The sequence below is a fragment of the Streptomyces sp. NPDC046261 genome, from assembly GCF_040646235.1.
In the GTDB taxonomy this organism is placed as follows: Bacteria; Actinomycetota; Actinomycetes; order Streptomycetales; family Streptomycetaceae; genus Streptomyces.
In genome coordinates, this window is sequence record NZ_JBEYZU010000001.1 from 143,665 (window position 1) to 163,861 (window position 20,197).

19 protein-coding genes are annotated in these 20,197 nt (G+C 73.4%); 9 read left to right on the top strand and 10 right to left on the bottom strand.

Annotated features, from left to right (window positions below; all coding sequences use genetic code 11):
* Positions 1-69 precede the first annotated feature (69 nt).
* The 5 genes from ABZ956_RS00680 (at position 70) to hutH (ending at position 6,083) form a co-directional block, all read left to right on the top strand.
* Entirely contained in the window at positions 70-921 is an 852-nt protein-coding gene (locus tag ABZ956_RS00680; protein ID WP_361884943.1) for a biotin--[acetyl-CoA-carboxylase] ligase, read from the top strand.
* 226 nt (positions 922-1,147) lie between these two features.
* Positions 1,148-2,194, top strand: coding sequence for an adenylate/guanylate cyclase domain-containing protein (locus ABZ956_RS00685; RefSeq protein WP_361886593.1), 1,047 nt, complete (start codon positions 1,148-1,150; stop codon positions 2,192-2,194).
* Between the two features lie 83 nt (positions 2,195-2,277).
* A complete protein-coding gene (locus tag ABZ956_RS00690) occupies positions 2,278-3,087 on the top strand; it encodes an enoyl-CoA hydratase-related protein (protein ID WP_361884945.1) in 810 nt (269 codons plus the stop codon).
* 215 nt (positions 3,088-3,302) lie between these two features.
* A complete protein-coding gene (locus ABZ956_RS00695) occupies positions 3,303-4,439 on the top strand; it encodes a diguanylate cyclase (RefSeq protein ID WP_361886595.1) in 1,137 nt (378 codons plus the stop codon).
* Between the two features lie 99 nt (positions 4,440-4,538).
* Positions 4,539-6,083, top strand: a complete 1,545-nt coding sequence (gene hutH / locus ABZ956_RS00700; RefSeq protein WP_361884947.1) for a histidine ammonia-lyase — start codon at positions 4,539-4,541, stop codon at positions 6,081-6,083.
* 9 nt (positions 6,084-6,092) lie between these two features.
* Here the strand turns inward: hutH and ABZ956_RS00705 are convergent, their stop codons facing one another.
* A complete protein-coding gene (locus ABZ956_RS00705) occupies positions 6,093-6,383 on the bottom strand; it encodes a hypothetical protein (RefSeq protein ID WP_361884949.1) in 291 nt (96 codons plus the stop codon).
* Positions 6,384-6,702: 319 nt separating this feature from the next.
* Here ABZ956_RS00705 and ABZ956_RS00710 point away from each other — a divergent pair, with 319 nt between their 5' ends.
* Complete coding sequence (locus ABZ956_RS00710; protein WP_361884951.1) at positions 6,703-7,977, top strand: Ig-like domain-containing protein; 1,275 nt, start codon at positions 6,703-6,705, stop codon at positions 7,975-7,977.
* 157 nt (positions 7,978-8,134) lie between these two features.
* Positions 8,135-9,358 carry a DUF2786 domain-containing protein gene (locus ABZ956_RS00715; RefSeq protein ID WP_361884953.1) on the top strand — a complete coding sequence of 408 codons (1,224 nt, stop codon included), beginning with the start codon at positions 8,135-8,137 and terminating at the stop codon, positions 9,356-9,358.
* 89 nt (positions 9,359-9,447) lie between these two features.
* On the opposite strand, the gene ABZ956_RS00720 is transcribed toward ABZ956_RS00715, so the two are convergent.
* Positions 9,448-10,218: a helix-turn-helix transcriptional regulator gene (locus ABZ956_RS00720; protein WP_361884955.1), complete on the bottom strand. Its 771-nt coding sequence runs from the start codon at positions 10,216-10,218 to the stop codon at positions 9,448-9,450.
* Between the two features lie 55 nt (positions 10,219-10,273).
* Between ABZ956_RS00720 and ABZ956_RS00725 the strand changes: the two genes are divergently transcribed.
* Positions 10,274-10,843: a class I SAM-dependent methyltransferase gene (locus ABZ956_RS00725; RefSeq protein ID WP_361884957.1), complete on the top strand. Its 570-nt coding sequence runs from the start codon at positions 10,274-10,276 to the stop codon at positions 10,841-10,843.
* Here the strand turns inward: ABZ956_RS00725 and ABZ956_RS00730 are convergent.
* The 7 genes from ABZ956_RS00730 to ABZ956_RS00760 all read right to left on the bottom strand — a co-directional run bounded on the left by ABZ956_RS00730 (position 10,833) and on the right by ABZ956_RS00760 (position 18,128).
* Positions 10,833-12,167: a nucleotidyl transferase AbiEii/AbiGii toxin family protein gene (locus tag ABZ956_RS00730; RefSeq protein ID WP_361884959.1), complete on the bottom strand. Its 1,335-nt coding sequence runs from the start codon at positions 12,165-12,167 to the stop codon at positions 10,833-10,835. The two genes, ABZ956_RS00725 and ABZ956_RS00730, sit on opposite strands and share 11 nt — an antisense overlap.
* Complete coding sequence (locus tag ABZ956_RS00735; RefSeq protein WP_361884961.1) at positions 12,164-12,850, bottom strand: hypothetical protein; 687 nt, start codon at positions 12,848-12,850, stop codon at positions 12,164-12,166. The genes ABZ956_RS00730 and ABZ956_RS00735 overlap by 4 nt, the downstream gene beginning before the upstream one ends.
* On the bottom strand, positions 12,847-13,251 hold the full coding sequence (locus ABZ956_RS00740) for a hypothetical protein (protein WP_361884963.1): 405 nt from the start codon (positions 13,249-13,251) through the stop codon (positions 12,847-12,849). Before ABZ956_RS00740 ends, ABZ956_RS00735 begins: the two co-directional genes overlap by 4 nt.
* Positions 13,252-13,380: 129 nt before the next feature.
* Positions 13,381-14,103, bottom strand: a complete 723-nt coding sequence (gene msrA / locus ABZ956_RS00745; RefSeq protein ID WP_361884965.1) for a peptide-methionine (S)-S-oxide reductase MsrA — start codon at positions 14,101-14,103, stop codon at positions 13,381-13,383.
* Between the two features lie 52 nt (positions 14,104-14,155).
* Entirely contained in the window at positions 14,156-15,211 is a 1,056-nt protein-coding gene (locus ABZ956_RS00750) for a tetratricopeptide repeat protein (RefSeq protein WP_361884967.1), read from the bottom strand.
* 42 nt (positions 15,212-15,253) lie between these two features.
* A complete protein-coding gene (locus ABZ956_RS00755) occupies positions 15,254-16,882 on the bottom strand; it encodes a M48 family metallopeptidase (protein WP_361884969.1) in 1,629 nt (542 codons plus the stop codon).
* Between the two features lie 154 nt (positions 16,883-17,036).
* Positions 17,037-18,128, bottom strand: coding sequence for a hypothetical protein (locus ABZ956_RS00760; protein ID WP_361884971.1), 1,092 nt, complete (start codon positions 18,126-18,128; stop codon positions 17,037-17,039).
* A gap of 125 nt (positions 18,129-18,253) precedes the next feature.
* On the opposite strand from ABZ956_RS00760, the gene ABZ956_RS00765 reads away from it, so the two are divergent.
* Complete coding sequence (locus ABZ956_RS00765; protein ID WP_361884973.1) at positions 18,254-19,399, top strand: cystathionine gamma-synthase; 1,146 nt, start codon at positions 18,254-18,256, stop codon at positions 19,397-19,399.
* A 230-nt stretch (positions 19,400-19,629) separates the two neighbouring features.
* Here ABZ956_RS00765 and ABZ956_RS00770 read toward each other — a convergent pair whose 3' ends face one another.
* Positions 19,630-20,133 (bottom strand): MarR family transcriptional regulator, encoded by a 504-nt coding sequence (locus ABZ956_RS00770; RefSeq protein WP_361884975.1) that lies wholly within the window; start codon positions 20,131-20,133, stop codon positions 19,630-19,632.
* Between the last annotated feature and the right edge of the window lie 64 nt (positions 20,134-20,197).

Sequence of the window (20,197 nt, forward strand, 5' to 3'; positions counted from 1 at the left end):
CGGATGCGCTGCGGCAGTGCGTCGTTGGCCACACCGATTCGTCCTCGCCTGCCTCCTATGGTGGTTGTTATGACGCCCTCCGACGCCTCCGGCAACCGCTGGTCCGACCTGGACCGGCCCCCCCTCAACGCCGCTGCCCTGCGGCGCGGGCTGCTGCGCCCCGGCGCGCTGTGGACCTCCGTCGACGTGGTCGCGCGCACCGGGTCCACCAACACCGACCTCGCCGCCTCCGGCGGCGCCGAGGGGGCCGTGCTCGTCGCCGAGGAACAGTCCGCCGGGCGCGGCCGCCTCGACCGCACCTGGTCCGCGCCGCCGCGCTCCGGCCTCTTCTTCTCCGTCCTGCTCACCCCCGGCCCCGGTGTGCCCGCCGCCCGCTGGGGCTGGCTGCCGCTGCTCGCCGGCGTCGCCACCGCCGCCGCGGTCTCCCGCGCGGCCGGTGTCGACACCGCCCTGAAGTGGCCCAACGACCTCCTCGTGACGGTCGGCGGCGAGGAGCGCAAGGCCGGCGGCATCCTCGCCGAGCGCACCGGCGACAGCGTCGTCGTGGGCATCGGCCTCAACGTCACCCTGCGCGCCGACGAGCTGCCGGTGCCCGGCGCCGGCTCGCTGGCGCTGGCCGGCGCCACGGTGCTCGACCGCGACCCGCTGCTGCGGGCCGTGCTGCGCTCCCTGGAGGAGTGGTACGGCGAGTGGCGCGGCGCCGGCGGCGACCCCGCCCTGTGCCGGCTGCAGGAGGCGTACGCCACCGGCTGCGCCACGCTCGGCCGGTCCGTACGGGCCGAACTGCCCGGCGGCCGGGAGCTCGTCGGCGAGGCCGTGGCCGTGGACGGCGACGGACGGCTGGTACTGGCGACGGCCGAGGGCGTGCAGGAGCCGGTGGGAGCGGGTGACATCGTCCATTTGCGGCCGGCAGGGTCGTAAACGTCGTAAAGAGTGAGCGGCGTGCCGTGGGGAGAGTGAGCTACGGCACACCTGACGTATCGTTGTGCCCGGAACCTAAGCGAGCAGCGATCGGCAGGGCAGTGCGCACGGATCGGACAGGGGGCGGGCGGTGACCGCCGACGGTGGGGGAACCTCCCGTGCCGTTGAGGCCAAGGGGGAGGACAGCGCTGCGCGCGAGGCCGCTTCCCAGGACGTCGGGCAGGACATCGGCGACGAGGGCGGCGACCCCCTCGCGCTCCGGCTCGAAGCCCTGATTCTCGGCGCCGAGCGCCGTTACACCCCCTTCCAGGCCGCGCGCGCGGCCGGAGTCTCCATGGACCTGGCCGCCCGGTTCTGGCGCGCCATGGGGTTCGCCGACATCGGGCAGGCCAAGGCCCTCACCGAGGCCGACGTGCTGGCGCTGCGCCGGCTCGCCGGTCTGGTCGAGGCGGGGCTGCTGAGCGAGCCCATGGCCGTCCAGGTCGCCCGGTCCACCGGCCAGACCACCTCGCGGCTCGCCGACTGGCAGATCGACTCCTTCCTGGAGGGCCTGACCGAGCCTCAGGAGGGAATGACCCGCACGGAGATCACCTACCCGCTGGTCGAGCTGCTGCTGCCGGAGCTGGAGGAGTTCCTCGTCTACGTCTGGCGCCGGCAGCTCGCCGCCGCCACCGGCCGCGTCGTCCAGGCCACGGACGACGCGGAGATGGTCGACCGGCGGCTCGCCGTCGGCTTCGCCGACCTCGTGGGCTTCACCCGGCTGACCCGGCGCCTGGAGGAGGAGGAGCTCGGCGAGCTGGTCGAGGCCTTCGAGACCACGGCGGCCGACCTGGTGGCCGCGCACGGCGGGCGGCTCATCAAGACCCTGGGCGACGAGGTGCTGTTCGCGGCCGACGACGCCGGTACCGCCGCCGAGATCGGACTGCGGCTGATCGAGACCCTCACGCACGACGAGACGATGCCCGAGCTGCGGGTCGGCATCGCGTTCGGGACCGTCACGACGCGCATGGGCGACGTCTTCGGCACGACCGTCAACCTCGCGAGCCGGCTGACGTCGATAGCGCCGAAGGACGCCGTCCTCGTCGACGGCGCCCTCGCGGAGGAGCTCGCACGCGCCGGCGACGCGCCCAAGTCCGAGGCCGAGGCCGCGGCGGCGGAGCAGGCGGGCGAGGAGCCCGTCGCGTACCGGTTCGCCCTGCAGCCGATGTGGCAGCGGCCCGTGCGGGGGCTGGGCGTCGTGGAGCCGTGGCTGCTCACCCGGCGGGAGCCGTGAGCCGGATAGGACCGGCTCCCCGTAGGGGCTGGCCTGCCGGGCGGCCGCGGGGCATGATCGTCCCGTAGCCGACGACCGGGAGGGTGAGCCGCGTGAGCGAACAGCGCTACGGGGAATGGATCGCGATCCGCAAGCACGAGGGCGGTCACGTGGCCGAGCTGGTGCTGGACCGCCCCAAGGCCATGAACGCCGTCTCCACCGGGCTCGGTCGCGGCGTCATCGAGGCCACCGCCGCGCTCGCCGCGGACCGTGACGTACGGGCCGTCGTCCTCACCTCCACCCATGAGCGCGCCTTCTGCGTGGGCGCGGACCTCAAGGAGCGCAACTCCTTCACGGACGACGACCTGCGCCGCCAGCGCCCCTTCTCGCGCGCCTGCTACACCGGTGTGCTGGAGCTGCCCATGCCGGCCATCGCCGCCGTGCACGGCTTCGCCCTGGGCGGCGGCTTCGAGCTGGCGCTGTCCTGCGACGTGATCGTGGCGGACGCCACCGCCGTGGTGGGGCTGCCCGAGGTGTCGGTCGGGGTGATCCCCGGCGGCGGCGGTACGCAGCTGCTGCCGCGCCGCGTCGGGGCCGCCCGGGCCGCCGAGCTGATCTTCAGCGCCCGGCGGGTGGAGGCCGCCGAGGCACGGGAGTTGGGCCTCGTCGACGTGCTGGTCGAGCCCGGCCGGGACCGGGAGGAGGCGCTGGCCCTCGCCGCGCGCATCGCCCGCAACTCGCCGGTCGGTGTGCGTGCCGCGAAGCGGGCGCTGCGGCTGGGGCAGGGGCTGGACCTGCGGGCCGGCCTCGAGGTCGAGGACGCCGCCTGGCGCACCGTGGCCTTCTCCGGCGACCGGGCCGAGGGCGTGGCCGCCTTCAACGAGAAGCGCGCGCCCGACTGGCCGGGGGAGTGAGCGGCCTCTCCTGAGCGGGGTGCGGAGCCGGGTGCCGCGTGGGATGCGTAACGCCCCTTATCAAGGTGCGTAACGCCCCTTATAAAGCGGAATGAGCCGCACGTTCTTACGCTGGAGTGCAGGACCTGCGCGCAGTGACGGAATGTGAGGCTCGGGTGGCTGCTGACGGGGAGCGCGACGACCGCCTGCGCGCCGTGGTGGAACTGGCGCAGGCGATGGCCGCCGCGTACACCCCGCTCGAGAGCGTCGAGGCCGCCGCGGAAGGGGCGCGGCGCGCCCTGGGCGGAACCTTCGCCGCCGTTTCGGTCTGGGAGCGTGAGCACGGGCGGCTGCGGGTCCTGGTCAACGTCGGGGAGCGGGCGGCGGGGGAGGAGCGGTTCCCCGGTGGCGAGTCCTATCCTGTGCACGCCTTTCCCGAGATCGCCTCGTTCCTGCATGAAGAGTGGGTGGCCGGGGCGCCGCACGCCTGGGTGGAGACCGCCGAGGGCGAGGGGAGCGGCGTCGGTGCCTACTGTCATCAAAGGGTCGCCGCCCTGCGGCGGCGCGGGCGGGGGTGCTGCGTCGTCGCGCCCATCGTGCTGCACGGCCGGGCCTGGGGCGAGCTGTATGTGGCGCGGCCCCTCGGGGCGCCGGTGTTCGGGCCCCAGGACGCGGAGTTCGCCACCGTCCTGGCGGCGGTGACCGCGTCGGGCATCGCGCAGACCGAGCGGCTCGAGGAGGTGCGGCGGCTCGCGTTCACGGATCCGCTCACCGGGCTCGCCAACCGGCGCGCCGTCGACGCACGTCTCGACGAGGCCATCGAGCGGCACCAGTCGGACGGGGTCGTCGTGAGCCTGGTGGTGTGCGACCTCAATGGGCTCAAGCGGGTCAACGACACCTTGGGGCACGCGGTGGGGGACCGCCTGCTGGAACGTTTCGGATCGGTGCTGTCGTTGTGCGGGGCGCGGCTGCCGGGGGCGCTGGCGGCGCGGCTGGGCGGTGACGAGTTCTGCCTGCTGACCATCGGGCCCGCCGCGGACGAGGTCGTACGGGTCGCGGAAGAGCTGTGCCGGCGGGCGGCGGCGCTGGAGCTGGGGGAAGGCGTCGCGTGCGGGGTGGCCTCGACGGGGGACCCGATCGGGCCGGTGCGCTCCGCCCGGCGGCTGTTCCGGCTGGCGGACGCGGCGCAGTACCGGGCCAAGGGGGCGCGGGCCACCGGGCCGGTCGTGGCGGGGCGGGACGGGGGACGGGAGGACCCCGTGGTGCGGATGGCGGACCGGCCGCCGCCCGGGGCGGGGGCCGGCACGGAGCGGCGGCGGTTCCGGGGACGGGGCAGTGGCCGGGGCGGGACGGGCCCTTCCGGGGCCGCGTGAGGCACGGCGGGCCTGGAAGGCCGACGCCCGCGGCGACGTTATAACTGCTGCACGGGCGACTAGTGACAGGTCGCGATTCAGTCTCTAGGGTGCCTGAATATGGATATGCACACTGTGGTGGTGGGGACGGCCGGGACGACCGCGGAAGACGTGATCGCCGTGGCGCGCGACGGTGCGCGCGTCGTCGTGTCCGAGGAAGCGCTGGCCGCCGTCGCCACGGCGCGGCAGGTCATCGACGACCTCGCCGCCAAGCCCGACCCCGTCTACGGCGTCTCCACCGGCTTCGGCGCCCTCGCCACGCGCCACATCAGCCCCGAGCTGCGCGCCCAGCTGCAGCGCAACATCGTGCGCTCGCACGCGGCCGGCATGGGCCCGCGCGTCGAGCGCGAGGTGGTGCGGGCGCTGATGTTCCTGCGTCTGAAGACCCTCGCCTCCGGGCATACGGGCGTACGGCCGGTGGTCGTGGAGACCATGGCCGCCGTCCTGAACGCCGGCATCACCCCCGTGGTGCACGAGTACGGGTCGCTGGGCTGCTCCGGCGACCTGGCGCCGCTGTCGCACTGTGCCCTCGCGCTGATGGGCGAGGGGGACGCCGAGGGGCCCGACGGGGTCGTACGGCCCGCCGCCCAGCTGCTCGCCGAGCACCGCATCGAGCCCCTGGAGCTGCGGGAGAAGGAGGGGCTGGCGCTCCTCAACGGCACCGACGGCATGCTCGGCATGCTGGTCATGGCCTGTGCCGACCTCGCGCGGCTGATCACGTCCGCCGACATCACCGCCGCGCTGTCGCTCGAGGCGCTGCTGGGCTCCGAGAAGGTCCTCGCGCCGGAGCTGCACTCCATCCGCCCGCACCCCGGGCAGGGCGTCAGCGCCGCCAACATGGCGGCCGTCCTGAACGGTTCCGGGCTCACCGGGCACCACCAGGACGACGCGCCGCGGGTGCAGGACGCGTATTCGATCCGCTGTGCGCCGCAGGTCGCGGGGGCCGGGCGGGACACGCTCGCCCACGCCCGGCTGGTCGCCGACCGCGAGCTGGCCGCCGCCGTCGACAACCCGGTCGTGCTGCGCGACGGCCGTGTGGAGTCCAACGGTAACTTCCATGGCGCACCAGTGGCTTATGTGCTTGATTTCCTGGCGATCGCCGCCGCCGACCTGGCTTCCATCGCCGAGCGCCGTACCGACCGGCTGCTGGACAAGGCCCGTTCGCACGGCCTGCCGCCGTTCCTGGCCGGGGACCCCGGGGTCGACTCGGGGCTGATGATCGCTCAGTACACGCAGGCCGCCCTGGTCAGCGAGATGAAGCGGCTCGCCGTGCCGGCGTCCGTGGACTCGATCCCGTCCTCCGCGATGCAGGAGGACCACGTCTCCATGGGCTGGTCGGCGGCGCGCAAGCTGCGGACGGCCGTCGACGCGCTCGGCCGGGTCGTCGCGGTCGAGCTGGTGGCCGCCACCCGCGCCATCGAGCTGCGCGAGGGCATGACGCCGGGCCCGGCCGCGCAGGCGGTGCTGAAGGCCGTGCGCGCCGCGGGCGTCGAGGGTCCGGGCGAGGACCGTTTCCTCGCCCCCGACCTGGCCGCGGCGGACGCGTTCGTACGCGCCGGCACGCTCGTCGAGACCGTGGAGACGGTGACGGGTCCGCTCGGCTGACCTGGGGTGTTACCGGGCCGCCGGGCGCGACCTGCGCACGGCGGCCGTCACCAGCGCGCCACCGGCCGCGACGAAGGCCACGCCGCCGAAGAGGTACGGGGTGGTGTCGATGCTGCCGCTGTCCGCGAGGGCCAGTTGCGCGGTGGCCGGAGCGCCGGCCGGCTGCGGCTGCTGCCCGGCGGGGGCGGGGCGGGCGGGGGCCGGGTGCTCGGCGGAGGCGTTGGCGCTCGGCACGAACCACATCGCGCACAACAGCGTGCCTGCGGCCACGGCGGTCAGCAGCGGGCGGCGTGCGGTCACAGGATGAATCCCCCTTGCGGTGACGGTGATTGGGGGTCGTGGAGCTTCGGCGCGTCCCGACTGACACGATGTTAGTGATACGGGTGGCCCAGGGGGAAGCCGTGGGTGCGATCCGGCCTTCTAGCAGGGCTCCTGGCCTTTATCAAGACCCCGGTTGCGGCGACAGTCGCCCGAGGGTCTTTACTGGCGTGGCCTTCCCCACAATTTCCCCAAGTGTGGAACGGGAGAAAGGGTGCAGGCGTTCTTTTAAGTAGTAGCCGGGATGCGTGTAACCCCACGAGCCCCACGATCGGCTCGGGGATTCCGGGGTCCAGGAGCAATGGAGAAGCGTGTGATGACGTACGGCAAGCGCCGCAAGGGCCTCACGGCCGCGGCCGCTGTGCTCGGCGGTGTGCTGACTCTGGCGGCGTGCGGCGGCGACGGTGACGACGCCAAGGGCACGGGCGACGGCAAGGGCAAGTCGCAGGGCCAGGTCGACGCCGCGGCCGCCAAGGATGCCTCCGAGGCGCAGATCAAGATCACGCCCAAGAGCGGCACCACGAACGCCGGCATCACGGCGGACGCCGCTCAGGTCACCGTCAGTGACGGTGAGCTCGTGAGCGTCAAGATGACGACGGACAAGGGCACCCCCGTCGAGGGTTCAATATCTTCGGACAAGAAGACCTGGAAGCCGAACAAGCAGCTCGAGCGTTCGACGAAGTACAAGGTCGTGGCCGAGGCCAAGGACGCCAAGGGCCGCAAGGCCACTGAGCACTCCGAGTTCTCCACCGTCTCGCCCGACAACAGCTTCATCGCCTCCTTCACGCCCGAGGACGGCTCGACCGTCGGTGGCGGCATGCCGGTGTCGATCAACTTCAACAAGCCGATCAAGGACCGCAAGGCCGTCCAGTCGCACCTGGAGGTCACCTCCAGCAGCGGCCAGCAGGTCGTCGGTCACTGGTTCAACGACCAGCGCCTGGACTTCCGCCCGCAGGAGTACTGGAAGTCGGGCTCGGACGTCACGCTGAAGATGGACCTCGACGGCGTCGAGGGCGCCCCGGGCATCAAGGGCGTCCAGAAGAAGACGATCAAGTTCAAGGTCGGTCGCGTCCAGGTCTCCACGGTCGACGTCAAGACGCACAAGATGACGGTCGTGCGCGACGGTCAGACGATCAAGACGATCCCGATCTCGGCCGGCAGCCCGTCGAGCCCCACGTACAACGGCAAGATGGTGATCTCCGAGAAGTTCAAGGAGACCCGGATGGACGGCTCGACCGTCGGCTTCACCAAGAAGGACGGCAAGGGCGAGTACGACATCAAGGACGTGCCGCACGCCATGCGCCTGTCCACGTCGGGCACGTTCATCCACGGCAACTACTGGGGCAGCGGCATCTTCGGCGTCGCCAACACCAGCCACGGCTGCATCGGCCTGGAGGACAAGCAGGGCGCGGACGACCCGAACACCTCGGGCGCCTGGTTCTTCGCCAACTCGATGCTCGGCGACGTGGTCGAGGTCAAGAACTCCGACGACAAGACCATCGCCCCGGAGAACGGCCTCAACGGCTGGAACATGGACTGGCAGAAGTGGGTCGCGGGCAGCGCGACCGGCTCGTGAGCCCTCGCCACTGACGTGTGAAGGGGCCCTCCCGGCGGACCGCCGCCGGGAGGGCCCCTTCGCGTTCACCGGCCGGACAGCGGTGGGGCTCGTGGGGCGGTGTGGGCGTGCGTGAAAATGGAGTCTTCCCCTCCTTCGAAGGAAAAGAGCCCGCGACGTGCAGAACAACGAGCCGCCCCTGGAGACCGTCTCCGCCGCCCTGCGCGGCCTGCGGGCGGTGCCCGGGGACGCGCTCGAGGACGCGGTCTACGCCGCCGCCTCCGTCGTGGCCGCCGCCCCGGCCGGATGGGAGGCCGTCAGCGGGGCCGTGCTGCGGGTGGGCTCGGGCATCGCACGGCGGTGCTGGGAGCACGGGTGGCAGCCCGCCGACGTCGTACGGCTGGCGCGGCGCGAACTGACCGCCGCCGAGACGCGGTTCGCCGTCGACGTGATCGCGGCCGAGGCGCGGCGATACGCGCCGGAGACGCTCGCCACGCGGTGGGCCGCGCAGCTGGAGGAGATCGGGGCGCGCGAGTGGTGGCAGGGGGACGACACGTTCCTCGAGGGCTTCGCGGGGCGCGAGCGGCTGAGCCGGTTCGAGACGGCGGCGTGCGCGCTCGGCGCGCTGCGGCTGATGGACGCGCTGCCCCGCATCGGCGTCGTGGGCCCGCTGCCCGGGACCGCCCATGTGCAGGCCGTCCGGGCACAGGCGGAGGCCGTGCCGCCGCGCATGCTCGGGCGGATCCGCGCGCTGCTGGCCAAGGCCGAGTCCACGCAGTTCCCGGACGAGGCCGAGGCGCTCTCGGCGAAGGCGCAGCAGCTCATGGCGCGGCACTCGATCGACGAGGCGCTGCTGGCCGCGGGCTCCACCGGCCCCTCGGAGGGACCGGGCGCCTGCCGGATCGGGGTCGAGGGCCCGTACGAATCCGCCAAGGCGCTGCTCCTGGACGCGGTGGCCGCCGCCAACCACTGCCAGGCGGTCTGGTCGGCCGAGTACGGCTTCTCCACCGTCGTCGGCTTCGAGGCGGACCTGGAGCTCGTGGAGCTGCTGTACACGTCCCTGCTGGTGCAGGCCACCTCCGCGATGCGGCGCGCCGCCGACGAGCACCACGCCCGCGGCCGCTCCCGCCGCACGCGCGACTTCCGGGAGTCCTTCCTGATCGCCTACGCCGGCCGCATCAGCGACCGGCTGTCCGCGGCCGTGCGGGACGTGGCGGCGGAGGAGTCCCGCCCGGAGGTGCTGCCGGTGCTGGCCGCGCGGGACGTGGAGGTCGGCGAGACGGCCGGGCGGATGTTCCCCGAGACGACCTCCCACCGGCTCAAGGGGCGCGACGCGGAGGGCTGGGCCCGTGGCAGGGAGGCCGCCGACGCGGCCCGGCTCGCGGGCGGCACGGGGGCATAAGGGGCGGCGGCGGGATGCCGTCCGCTCACATGCGGGCGTCCGGACGGGCGAAGCAGGTACCGGAGGGGCGGCGGCGGGATGGCGTCCGCTCAGGTACGGGCGTCCGGACGGGCGAAGTACGTACCGGGCGGGACGCCCACACCCCGGCGGAAGGCCGCGACGAAGGCGCTCGGCGAGCCGTAGCCCACCCGCCGGGCCACGGCGGAGACCGTCGCGCCCGCCGCCAGCATCGGCATCGCCGCCTCCAGCCGCAGCTGGGTGCGCCACTGCCCGAACGGCATGCCCGTACCGGCCACGAAGGCCCGCGCCAGGGTACGGGCGCTCGCGCCCACCAGCGCGCCCCACTGCGCGAGGCCACGGCCGTCCGCCGGGTCCGCGCGCAGGGCCAGGGCCACGCGCCGGGCACGCGGGTCGGCGGGCAGGGGAGCCCGTACCGTCGTCACCGACACCGGGTGGAGCTGGTCGAGGACGACGTCCTCGGCGCGGCGGCGCGCGGCGGCGTCGAGGCCCTCCTGGGCGAGATGCCCGATCAGCTCCCGCAAAAGCCCCGAAACGGGCATGACTTGAGGCTCCGCCCACGTCAACCGGCAGTGCTCCGGCCAGAAGTACAGACTGCGCAGCAGCGCGGCCGAGGTCGCGCCCGTGGCGTGCGGGACGCCCGCCGGGATCCACAGCGCGACGGTCGAGGGCAGCACCCAGGTGCGGTCGGCCGCCCGTACGGCCAGCACACCGCGCTGCGCCCAGGCGAGCTGATGCGCCCCGTGCTGATGGACGCCGAACCACTCGTCGCCGTCGAGCGCGAAGCTGCCGACGACGACGGCGCCACCGACGGGAGCGACGATATGTCCTTCTGACGACATGAGTTGGCCTCCTGGCCCGTGTACGACACCGGTACCGGATTCCTAGCCTCGTCGTATGCCGATGAACCTTCTTCACCGCCGCCTGTGCAGCTCCCAGCGCTGGGCACGGGCCATCGAGGACCAGCTGCTGCCGTGGGCCCTGGAGGGCGTGGAGCTCGGGCCCGAGACCCTGGAGATCGGCCCCGGTTACGGGGCCACGACACGCGTGCTGCTGCGCAAGGTGGAGCGCCTGAGCATCATCGAGGTCGACGCGGCCTCGGTGGCGGGGCTGCGCCGGGAGTTCGGCGACCGGGCGGAGGTCGTCCACGGTGACGGCACCGCCCTGCCGTGGGCCGACGGGAGCTTCGACTCCGTCGCCTGTTTCACGATGCTGCACCACGTGCCCTCGGTGTGGCGCCAGGACACGCTCTTCGCGGAGGCGTGCCGGGTGCTGCGGCCGGGCGGCGTCTTCACCGGCTGCGACGCGCTGAGCAATTGGGGCTTCCGGCTGATCCACCTCGGCGACACGTGCGTGCCGGTGCCGCCGGAGACGCTGGCGCACCGGCTGCGGCGGGCGGGGTTCGCGGACGCCGAGGTGACGACAGGAGAGGGGAGTTTCCGCTTCACGGCGGTCGCTACGGGCTGACGTCCGCCGCCTCGATCCGGACGGCCATGTCGTGGGGGTCGCCGCGCAGGCCATGGGCGTACGGCTGCTCGACCTCGCCGCCCCAGCGGGTGCGGCGGAACGACACCAGAGCGTCCGCGGCCTCGCGCAGGGTGCACTCCTCGCGGCCGAGCAGCTCGCGCATGACGACGACCGCGCAGACGCTGTGCACCGTGCGGTCCATGAACCACTTCTCGACGGCCGCCATGCCGCCCGCCTCGTACTCCTCGCGCACCGCGGCCGTCGTACCGGCGAAGGCCGCGGCCAGGTGGGCGTACGCGCCGGCGTCGCCGGCGGCCTCCCCGGACGCGGCGGCGAAGGCCGGGGCGAGGGCGATGACGAGCCGCGCCAGATAGCCGTCGCCCGTGTCCTGGAGCATCGGGCGGTCCTTGAGGAACTCGAACCAGTCGGCGTTCTCCGCCGCGGCGAGGATCCAGCTCAGATAGATCTCCGACTCGGCCGAGCACTCGCCGGCCGCCACCAGGACCTGCTTCAGCAGCTCGTAGGGGACCGCGGCGCTCTCGGCGAGGAGCACCGCGTCGTAGAGGTCCTTGGCCTCGGGGTGGTGGTCGGTGACCAGCCAGAGGATCTTCCACACGAGCGAGAGCTCCGGGCTCGCCGCGTTCACCTGCCGGCCGGCGATCTCGGTGCGGACCGCCGGGGCGGGCAGGGTCTCGTTGAAGACGAAGTCCAGCTGGACCGTGCCCGGCGGTACGCCGTCCGCCTCCGCCGACCAGGGCAGCACGAGGCGGCGGCCCGGCACCCGGTCGTACGTCCAGATCTCGTCGCTCACCGCGCCCGCCGCGTCGATGCGCACCGGGCCGCCCGTCTCCCGCGACAGCGCTTCGGCGGCACGGGCGATGCCGTCGAGCATCGCGTCCGTGCGCTCGTCCTCGAGCCGCCAGGTGGCGGGGACGACCACGAAGTCCAGGTCGCCGGGCTCGCGCGCGGCGTCCCCGAACCAGGATTTCAGCAACATGCTGCCGCGCAGCACCAGATGGCCGGCCCACTCGGAGCCCGCGACGGCCGCGAGGGCGAGGTCCAGGGCGTGCCGCCGGGCCGCGTACCAGGCCCTGCCCTTGACATCGTCGGTGAACTGCGGCTCGCTCAGCCGCATGCCCCGCTCATGGTGGTTGGCGGCCGGGTCGTAGGCGGGGCGCTGCCGCACCCCTTCACCGGGCACGGGCCGCAGCGTCCGCGGCAGATCCTTGTCCGCACGCGTCACCTCGGCCGGCGGCGTCCGTGGGACGACCATGTCGTCGTCCCACGGCCCATAGCCGAACCGCTCCCACGGCGTCGTCGTCATTCCCCCGCACCCTCCTCGGTGATCCAGCCCGCGTCGAGCGACGCGTCACTGTCGTACACGACGAACTCCCGCTCGACGGACACCATCTCGTACCCGCCCGCCCCTACTGCCGCCACCAGCGCGTCCAGCCGCGACCCGGCCGTCCGCCGTCCGACCAGGCGGCAGCGCTGCGTGACGAACCGCTCGGCGCGGCCGTCCGCCCGCACCCGGCGGGCGTTGCGCGACAGGTGCGCGCAGTGCCCGGAGGCGAGCTCCGCGAGCGGGGCGACGTCGGCGCCGGGTGGCAGCAACAGCTTGAGGTGATGCTCGAAGTAATACCCCGCCCCGAGAGCCACCGCCCCCTCATCGCCCTCAGGCACCCCGTCGGCCCACGGCGCCGCCTCGACCTTCACCCGCACCACCTCGAACCCGGCGCCCCGCACCTCTCCCACGGCTTCCGCGACGACGCCCCGCACCGCGGCCAGCGTCCCGAACCCCCGCAGCGTCAGCATCGGCTGACTGACCGTCCGCCCCCGATCCAGCACGATATGCGCGAACTTCACATTCCGCCCGACCGCATACCGCTCGAGCGCGGCCACCGTGGTGGGGTCGGCGGCGCGGACGGTCAGGTGCGCTTCGAAGTCACCGGTGAAGGTGGTGGTGGGGGCGGGTATGGGGGCGGGGGCGGTGGTGCGGGCTGTCACCGGGAGATGATCTCAGGCCCATGCGCGAGGGGGATGTTGCTGCTGCCGGGCGCGCAGTTCAGGAGCTTGTTGATGAACTCCATACCGGCCCCGGGATTCTCCAGATCGTTCGCGAGCCCCTGCACCCCGGCGTCACCCCCTTGGCACTGTGCGTAAGGAACTTCGGATTGTGGGCTGGAGAAGTCGGGCAGGAGGTCGGCTCCGCCGCACTGGTTGAGGAGGAAGCTGCCGGGGATGGCGGCGTGGTTACCGTCGGCCGTTCCGTGACCGGCTGTGGCGGAACCCCGCGCGTTGCCACTGGGTTGGTTGGCGCATCCGTTGTTGATCGCCGGCGAGAGCAGACCGCCACCCAGGCCGCCGGCCGAGGCCGGGTGCTCGCCCACCCCTACGGCAGTCAGCATGGGCCCGAAGAGAAGTGCCGCATACGCGAGAGTGCGAGGGTTCATGGCGAAACCAACGACCGCACCGGCCGGCCGGGCACGGTCTCCCTCGCCGTCCGGGGGACAGCAGGAGACCGCCACCGCGGTGCTCTAGTCGTCGAGAGGCGCGATCCCCGTCGGGCACGAGCCGCCCCAGCCGTCTTCCGACGGGTCGCCCAGCTTGACGCCCGTCCCGCCGATCCCGCAGTACCCGGCGGGGTTCTTCTCCAAGTACTGCTGGTGGTACGGCTCCGCGTAGTAGAACGGCCCCGCCGGGAGGATCTCCGTGGTGATGGCGCCGTAGCCGGAACCGGTCAGGACGGACTGGTACGCCTCGCGGGAGGCTTCCGCGGTGGTCTGTTGCTCGGGGGTGTGGGTGTAGATCGCGGAGCGGTACTGGGTGCCGCGGTCGTTGCCCTGGCGGAAGCCCTGGGTGGGGTCGTGGGATTCCCAGAAGAGTTTGAGCAGGGACTCGTAAGAGGTGAGCGACGGGTCGTACACGACGCGGACCGCTTCCGTGTGGCCCGTCAGGCCGCTGCAGACCTCTTCGTACACCGGGTGCGGGGTGGTGCCGCCCTGGTAGCCGACCAGGGTTGTCCACACGCCCTCCGCCTGCCAGAACTTGCGCTCGGCGCCCCAGAAGCAGCCCAGGCCGAAGTCGGCGACCGCCAGGCCCTCGGGGTAGGGGGCGGCCAGGGGGGTGCCCAGGACCGTGTGGTGCTCCTGGAGGGGGAACTCCGGGGCGGGGCGGCCCTTGAGGGCCTCCTCGGGGGTGGGCAGGCGGTTCGGGAACATCCGGTTCTCGCTCTCCTCGGCTCCAGCGGTCCTTCGCATGAGAACGTACGGGTGGGGCCGGGGATTCCTGGCCCCGGCCCCGGCCGTACGGTCAGCGGCGGCCCCGGAGGGCGCCGGAGCCCACGATCGCCGCGTCACGGTAGAGACAGAAGGCCTCCGCCTGCTTGGTGGGGTAGTGGGTCCACGGCATGGCACCCACGTGACCGTCCACCCGCCGGAACTGCTCCACGGCCTCCGCGTACCGCTCCTGCTTCGTCAGGACGTACGCCAGCAGGTGACGCACCTCCGCCAGCCGGGGGTGGTCCGGCCGGCACGCCGCCACGTCCATCAGCGCGGCGTCGACCATGGCCGTCAGATCCACCGAGCGGAAGGCGACCTCCGGGGCATCGTCGTCGAGGTGGTCGTACCAATTGACCAGCGGGAACATGGTCAGCAGGTTGCCGGGCGGGGCCGTGAGCGCCGCCCCGTAGGCGAAGTCGCGGGCCAGCTCCTCGGAGCCGCGCCACCTCGGGTACCAGTACTTGAGCGCGTACCAGTGGGCCTCGAAGTGGTACGGGGCCCGGGTGGTGACCTCGGCCCACAGCTCGCGCATCGCCTCGTGCGGCGCGCCCAGGCCCATGTACAGCGGGATCTGGAGGGCGTACGGGGTGGGGTCGTCGGGTGCGGCCAGCGAGACGGCGCGCCCGAAGTCCTCCCGGGCCTCTTCCAGCAGCCGGTGGAAGCCGGCGAACTGCTCGGCCGTGGTGTCCTTGGCCCAGGACCCGCCGCGGACCTCCCAGGCCAGCGACACCTTCGCGTCGGCCTTGACGACGGCGGCGCCCGGATCGTCGGGGTGCGCGGTCTCCCAGGCCCGGAGCCAGGTGTCGTCCTTGACCGCTTCGGCCGCGATGATCCCGACCAGCGCGGAGCGCCGTTCCCAGTCGGTGCCGGTGGCGGCGAGCGCCCGCGCGGCGGGCTGCCAGTCGCCCCGGGCGAGGGCCGCCTCGACGGCCTCGGCCTCGGGGTCCGGGAGGGAACGTTCCGTGTTCTGCCGCTCCGGCGGCAGCCAGCCCGCCGCGGCCAGCTGAGCCGCGGACGGTGTCGCGCGCCGTTTCCTCCTGATCCAGAAGAAGGCGGACACGGCGATGACGATGAGGGACAGCAGCATGCGGGTAAGTGATCCGATCGGGAGGTAAGGGAGCGGGGGTAGTCAGAGGGGCTGTTTCGCGCTCAGCAGTTCGCGCAGCGGGGCCGTGTCGGGCACGTCGCCCACCGCCGCCCGTACCGCCGCCGCCACCGCCTCGTCCGTCCCGGCGCCCGTCGGCAGCAGGAGCCGTGCGGGCTCCGACCAGGACAGCTCCCAGCGGGCACCCGCCGTCTCGGCCAGGGCCAGTTCGGCCAGGTTGTACAGCCCCCTGTACAGCGAGGGCCGCAGGAACTCCCGGGCGGCGCGGCCCGTGGCCCGGGCGGCCTCCGGTGACTTGGGCAGGTGGTCGGCGATCTGCCACAGCCTGCCGGCGTCGACGGCGTCGAGGAACGCCGTCAGATCCGCCGTGGCGCCCGGAGTCCCGGCCTGTGATGCCGCCACCAGCGCCGCGCGTAGCGGACGTGCCTCCTCCACGGTCAGCGCGTGCAGGGTCCGGTGCGTCAGCTCCGGCCAGTCCACCCGCTCCAGGGCCAGGGCCTCGGGCGTGAGGACGGCGCTCTCCAGTTCCCTCAGGACCCGGTCGGCCTCGCGCAGCAGCGTGAGCGCGGGCCGTGCCGGGGCGGTCGCGCGGCCGTCGTCGGGCAGCGCCTCGATCAGGCGGATCCGGTCGGCCGGCGACGGGTGGGTGTCGTACGGGGAGGTCTCCCCGGCCGGCGGGTCGGCGCGCAGCTCCGCCAGGTTCTCCTGGCGCCCGGGGGCGGCGAGCAGCCGGCGCAGGCCGCCGAAGACCTCGCCGTGCGGCGGGAGGAGGCCCGCCGGAACGCCCATCGTCGCGTAGCGGCTCATGTAGAAGTCGTGGGCCGCGTCGAGGGCGGCGGTCTCGCGGAGCGCCGACGCCGTGGCGTCCCGTCCGGCGATCCTCGCGGCCGCCCGGTCGGCGGCGAGCTCCTGGGCCCGGGCGGCACCGTGGGTGGCCCGCAGGAAGAACCTGGCGTAGGCGAGGAAGGGCTTGGCCATCATCCGGTAGGTGAATCCGGCCCGGCCGGCGTGCACCTCCTTGGCCTCGCGGCCCTTGGCGACCGCCTTGGCGGCGGCCTTCTCCCGGCGGGAGCGCTCCTTGTCGATCCGCTTCCGCTCCTGCTCCTGGAAGGCTTCCACGGTCCGCAGCACGCTGTCGCGGCCGCGGTGGGTGATGCCGGCGAGCCGGGTGTCGGCATTGCCGTAATGAGCGAGCTCATGGGCGAGCACGGCGTGCAGTTGCGCCTCGGTGAGCCCGGTCAGCAGCGGTACGCCGAGGTACAGGCGGCGCGGGCCGGGCAGCAGGCCGAGCAGGCGGGTGTCCTCGGAGACGCCCGCGTTGGCGTCCCCGGTGAGGAGGAGGGCGTCGGGCGCCCGGGTGCCGACGCGCTCGGCCAACGAGCGGACGGTCCGCCACAGTTCGGGCTGCTCGGCGTCGGTGACGGGCAGCCCGGCGATGTCGGCGTGGCCCGGTCTGCCGAGCATGAGGGTCCCGCGGACGACGGGGATGCCGAGCAGGACGGACAGGACGGTCAGCTTGACCGCGATGGCGGTCGGCGCCCAGGCCCAGGCGGCGGCGCCGGCGCCGAGGAGCGCGCCGAGCACGGCCAGGGTGAGCAGATGGAAACCGGCCAGCAGGGCGAATGCCCGCAGGGCGCGCAGAGAGGTGCCCACCGGACGAAATCCCCCGCCTAAAGGATCGGTAAACAGAGCAAGGGGATCATATGTGTGATTCCGGCGCCGTTCGACGGGATTTCGCCTCGACGGGATTTCGGCCGGTGCGATTCCGCCCGGTGCGATTCCGCCCGGCGCCGGACCGGCGCGATCGCTAGGCGGAGTGCCGCCCCGACTCGAAGCCCGCCACCGCCATCGCCCGGTACGCGGTGTACGCCGCCACCGGGTCCTGCTCGTACGTCCACGGCACCGCGCCGATGTGGCCGTCGACCTTGCGCAGCTGCTCCAGGGCCTCCCCGTGGCGCTCGGCCCGCACCAGGAACCACACCAGCAGGTGGCGCACGTGCGGCAGCACGGGATGGTTCTCCGGCGCGCCCGCGACCGCGAACTGCGCGGCCTCGATCGCCTGGCGGATCACCACGCTCTGGAACAGGCCGCGCACCAGCTGTACGTCGGGCAGGTGGTCGAAGACGGCGAACAGCGGCAGCGCCGGCAGCAGGCTGCCCGGTGCCGCGGCCGCCGCCGCCCGCTGGGCGAAGGCGTCCGCCTGCTCCTGCGAGCCGTGCCACTTCGCGCTCCAGTACCGCAGCGCGGCCAGGTGCGCGCCCATGTGCTGCGGGGCGCGGGCCACCACCGTCTCCCACACGGACTGGAACTCCGCCTCGCTCGCGTTCAGGCCCCGGGCCACGCCCAGCTCGACGATGTACGGCACGGGGTCACCCGGCGCCAGCAGGGCCGCCTCGGCGCAGACCGTGCGCGCCTCCTCCAGGATCATCCGGAAGTCCTGCGAGGACGGGTCGCGCAGCGCCTGCTGGACCAGGAACTCGGCCTGCACCGCCGCGCCGCCCGCGTCCTTGGGGGCCACCACGCGCCAGTGCCGCAGCCACATCCCGCCCGTGCCCGGCGCCTCGGCCAGCTCGCGCACGGCGGCCCCGGCGAGGGTCTGCACGCGCTGCCAGCGCAGCTCGGGCGCCTCGGTGGCGGAGGTGCGGGCCAGCAGCTCGGAGGCGGGCTTCCAGTCCTGGGTGCGGCGGGCCTCCTCCACGGCGGCCAGCAGCTCGGGGTCGGGACCCGGGAGCCGTACGTCCAGCATCCCGGGCGGTACGAAGCCATGGGCGCCCACCGGGTCGACGGCCGGACCGGCACCCCGCAGGGCGTCCTGCTCCGCGCGGCGGCGGCGCAGCGCCGGCACCACCACGACGCCGCAGATCACGACGAGGGCGAGCAGGATGAACAGAAACTCCATGAGGTGTCCCGAGAGCAGAGAAACAAGGGTCGACGACGGTACAACGCGACAAACCGGCGGATCGTTCATCCGCCGGTTACAAGTGAACAGGAGCGTTCGGCGGAACGGGTACTACGCTCGGGTAAATGAGCGACCAGCACAGCTTCGAGACCCTCGCCATCCATGCCGGGCAGGAGGCGGACCCGCTGACCGGGGCCGTCGTGCCGCCCATTTACCAAGTCTCCACCTACAAGCAGGACGGCGTCGGCGGCCTGCGCGGCGGCTACGAGTACAGCCGCAGCGCCAATCCCACCCGTACCGCCCTGGAAGAGAACCTGGCGGCCCTCGAGGGCGGCGTCCGGGGCCTGGCCTTCGCCTCCGGCCTGGCGGCCGAGGACTGCCTGCTGCGCACGCTGCTGGCGCCGGGCGACCACGTGGTCATCCCGAACGACGCCTACGGCGGCACGTTCCGGCTCTTCGCCAAGGTCGTCGGCCGCTGGGGCGTGGAGTGGTCGGTCGCCGACACCTCCAGCCCGGAGGCCGTGCGCGCCGCCATCCGGCCCGAGACCAAGGCCGTCTGGGTCGAGACCCCGTCCAACCCGCTGCTCGGCATCACCGACATCGCGGCCGTCGCGGGCGTCGCCCACGAGGCCGGCGCCAAGCTGGTCGTGGACAACACCTTCGCCAGCCCCTACCTCCAGCAGCCGCTGGCGCTGGGCGCGGACGTCGTCGTCCACTCCACCACCAAGTACATGGGCGGCCACTCCGACGTCGTCGGCGGCGCCCTCGTCACCTCCGACGCCGGCCTCGGCGAGGAACTGGCCTACCACCAGAACGCGATGGGCGCCGTCGCCGGCCCCTTCGACTCCTGGCTGACGCTGCGCGGCATCAAGACCCTGGCCGTGCGCATGGACCGCCACACCGCCAACGCCGAGCGCGTGGTGGAGATGCTGGTCGCGCACCCCAAGGTGACGCAGGTCTACTACCCGGGCCTGCCCGAGCACCCGCTGCACGAGGTCGCGGCCAAGCAGATGCGCGCCTTCGGCGGCATGGTGTCCTTCCGCGTCGCGGGCGGCGAGCAGGCGGCGGTCGATGTCTGCAACCGCGCGAAGCTGTTCACCCTCGGCGAGTCGCTGGGCGGCGTCGAGTCGCTGATCGAGCACCCGGGCCGGATGACGCACGCCTCGGTCGCCGGTTCCGCGCTGGAGGTCCCGGCGGACCTGGTGCGCGCCTCCGTCGGCATCGAGTCGGCGGACGACCTGCTGGCCGACCTGACGCAGGCGCTGGGCTAGGCCCTGCGGCCTCTCCTCCCCGCTCCCCCCCCACGGCGGCCCGTCGCGGCTCACCGCCCGCTCCACACCGTGGCCCCCCGTGGCCTCCCGCCCGGCCGCGCGCCGCTGCCGGATCGTTTCGCCGATGACCGGTCGGCCCTGGCCGACCGGTCGCGCCCACGCGACCGGCCGCCCGCCGAAGGGGGTCCGGTGGGCCGGGGCGCGAACGCCCGAACCGGCCCGGGCCCGTCTCAGGAAGCGGGCGGCACCGGGCCCGGCTGTGTGAAGTGGATGTCGGAGAGGGCTCCGTTGAAGCGGGTGAGCAGGGTGCAGAACACCTCGCGCTCGTTCTCCGTCCAGCCCTCCGTCACCAGCGCCATCAGCTCGCGCCGGGAGGCGCGTACCTCCTCCAGTCGCGCCTTGCCGCGCGGCGAGAGCTGCAGGACGACGGCGCGGCCGTCCTCCGGGTGCGAGGTGCGCTTGACCAGGCCGGTGTCGACGAGCGGCGCCACCTGGCGGGTGACGGTCGAGGAGTCGATTCCCATGCCCGCGGCGAGGGCCTTGACGCCCATCGGGCCTTCCTGGTCGAGGCGGTTGAGCAACAGGTAGGCGGCGCGGTCCATGGAGTTGTGGACCCGGCCTACGCCACCGAGCCGGGTCTGCTCGGCACGGCGGGCGAAGACGGCCACCTGGTGCTGGAGGGCGTCGAGGACACCGGGGGCGAGGTCGGTCGTCATGTCCTGATGGGTGGGCATGGCCTGGGGCTCACTTCGTACGGCGGGCAGGGAACGGGCTGTGAACTGCTCAGAATGGGGGACA

Coding starts and splice junctions, on each gene's coding strand:
- ABZ956_RS00680 (WP_361884943.1), top strand. CDS start 70: ATGACGCCCTCCGACGCCTCCGGCAACCGCTGGTCCGACCTGGACCGG.
- ABZ956_RS00695 (WP_361886595.1), top strand. CDS start 3,303: ATGGCCGCCGCGTACACCCCGCTCGAGAGCGTCGAGGCCGCCGCGGAA.
- hutH (WP_361884947.1), top strand. CDS start 4,539: ATGGATATGCACACTGTGGTGGTGGGGACGGCCGGGACGACCGCGGAA.
- ABZ956_RS00710 (WP_361884951.1), top strand. CDS start 6,703: ATGGAGAAGCGTGTGATGACGTACGGCAAGCGCCGCAAGGGCCTCACG.
- ABZ956_RS00720 (WP_361884955.1), bottom strand. CDS start 10,218: ATGTCGTCAGAAGGACATATCGTCGCTCCCGTCGGTGGCGCCGTCGTC.
- ABZ956_RS00725 (WP_361884957.1), top strand. CDS start 10,274: ATGCCGATGAACCTTCTTCACCGCCGCCTGTGCAGCTCCCAGCGCTGG.
- ABZ956_RS00730 (WP_361884959.1), bottom strand. CDS start 12,167: ATGACGACGACGCCGTGGGAGCGGTTCGGCTATGGGCCGTGGGACGAC.
- ABZ956_RS00740 (WP_361884963.1), bottom strand. CDS start 13,251: ATGCTGACTGCCGTAGGGGTGGGCGAGCACCCGGCCTCGGCCGGCGGC.
- msrA (WP_361884965.1), bottom strand. CDS start 14,103: ATGCGAAGGACCGCTGGAGCCGAGGAGAGCGAGAACCGGATGTTCCCG.
- ABZ956_RS00750 (WP_361884967.1), bottom strand. CDS start 15,211: ATGCTGCTGTCCCTCATCGTCATCGCCGTGTCCGCCTTCTTCTGGATC.
- ABZ956_RS00760 (WP_361884971.1), bottom strand. CDS start 18,128: ATGGAGTTTCTGTTCATCCTGCTCGCCCTCGTCGTGATCTGCGGCGTC.
- ABZ956_RS00765 (WP_361884973.1), top strand. CDS start 18,254: ATGAGCGACCAGCACAGCTTCGAGACCCTCGCCATCCATGCCGGGCAG.
- ABZ956_RS00770 (WP_361884975.1), bottom strand. CDS start 20,133: ATGCCCACCCATCAGGACATGACGACCGACCTCGCCCCCGGTGTCCTC.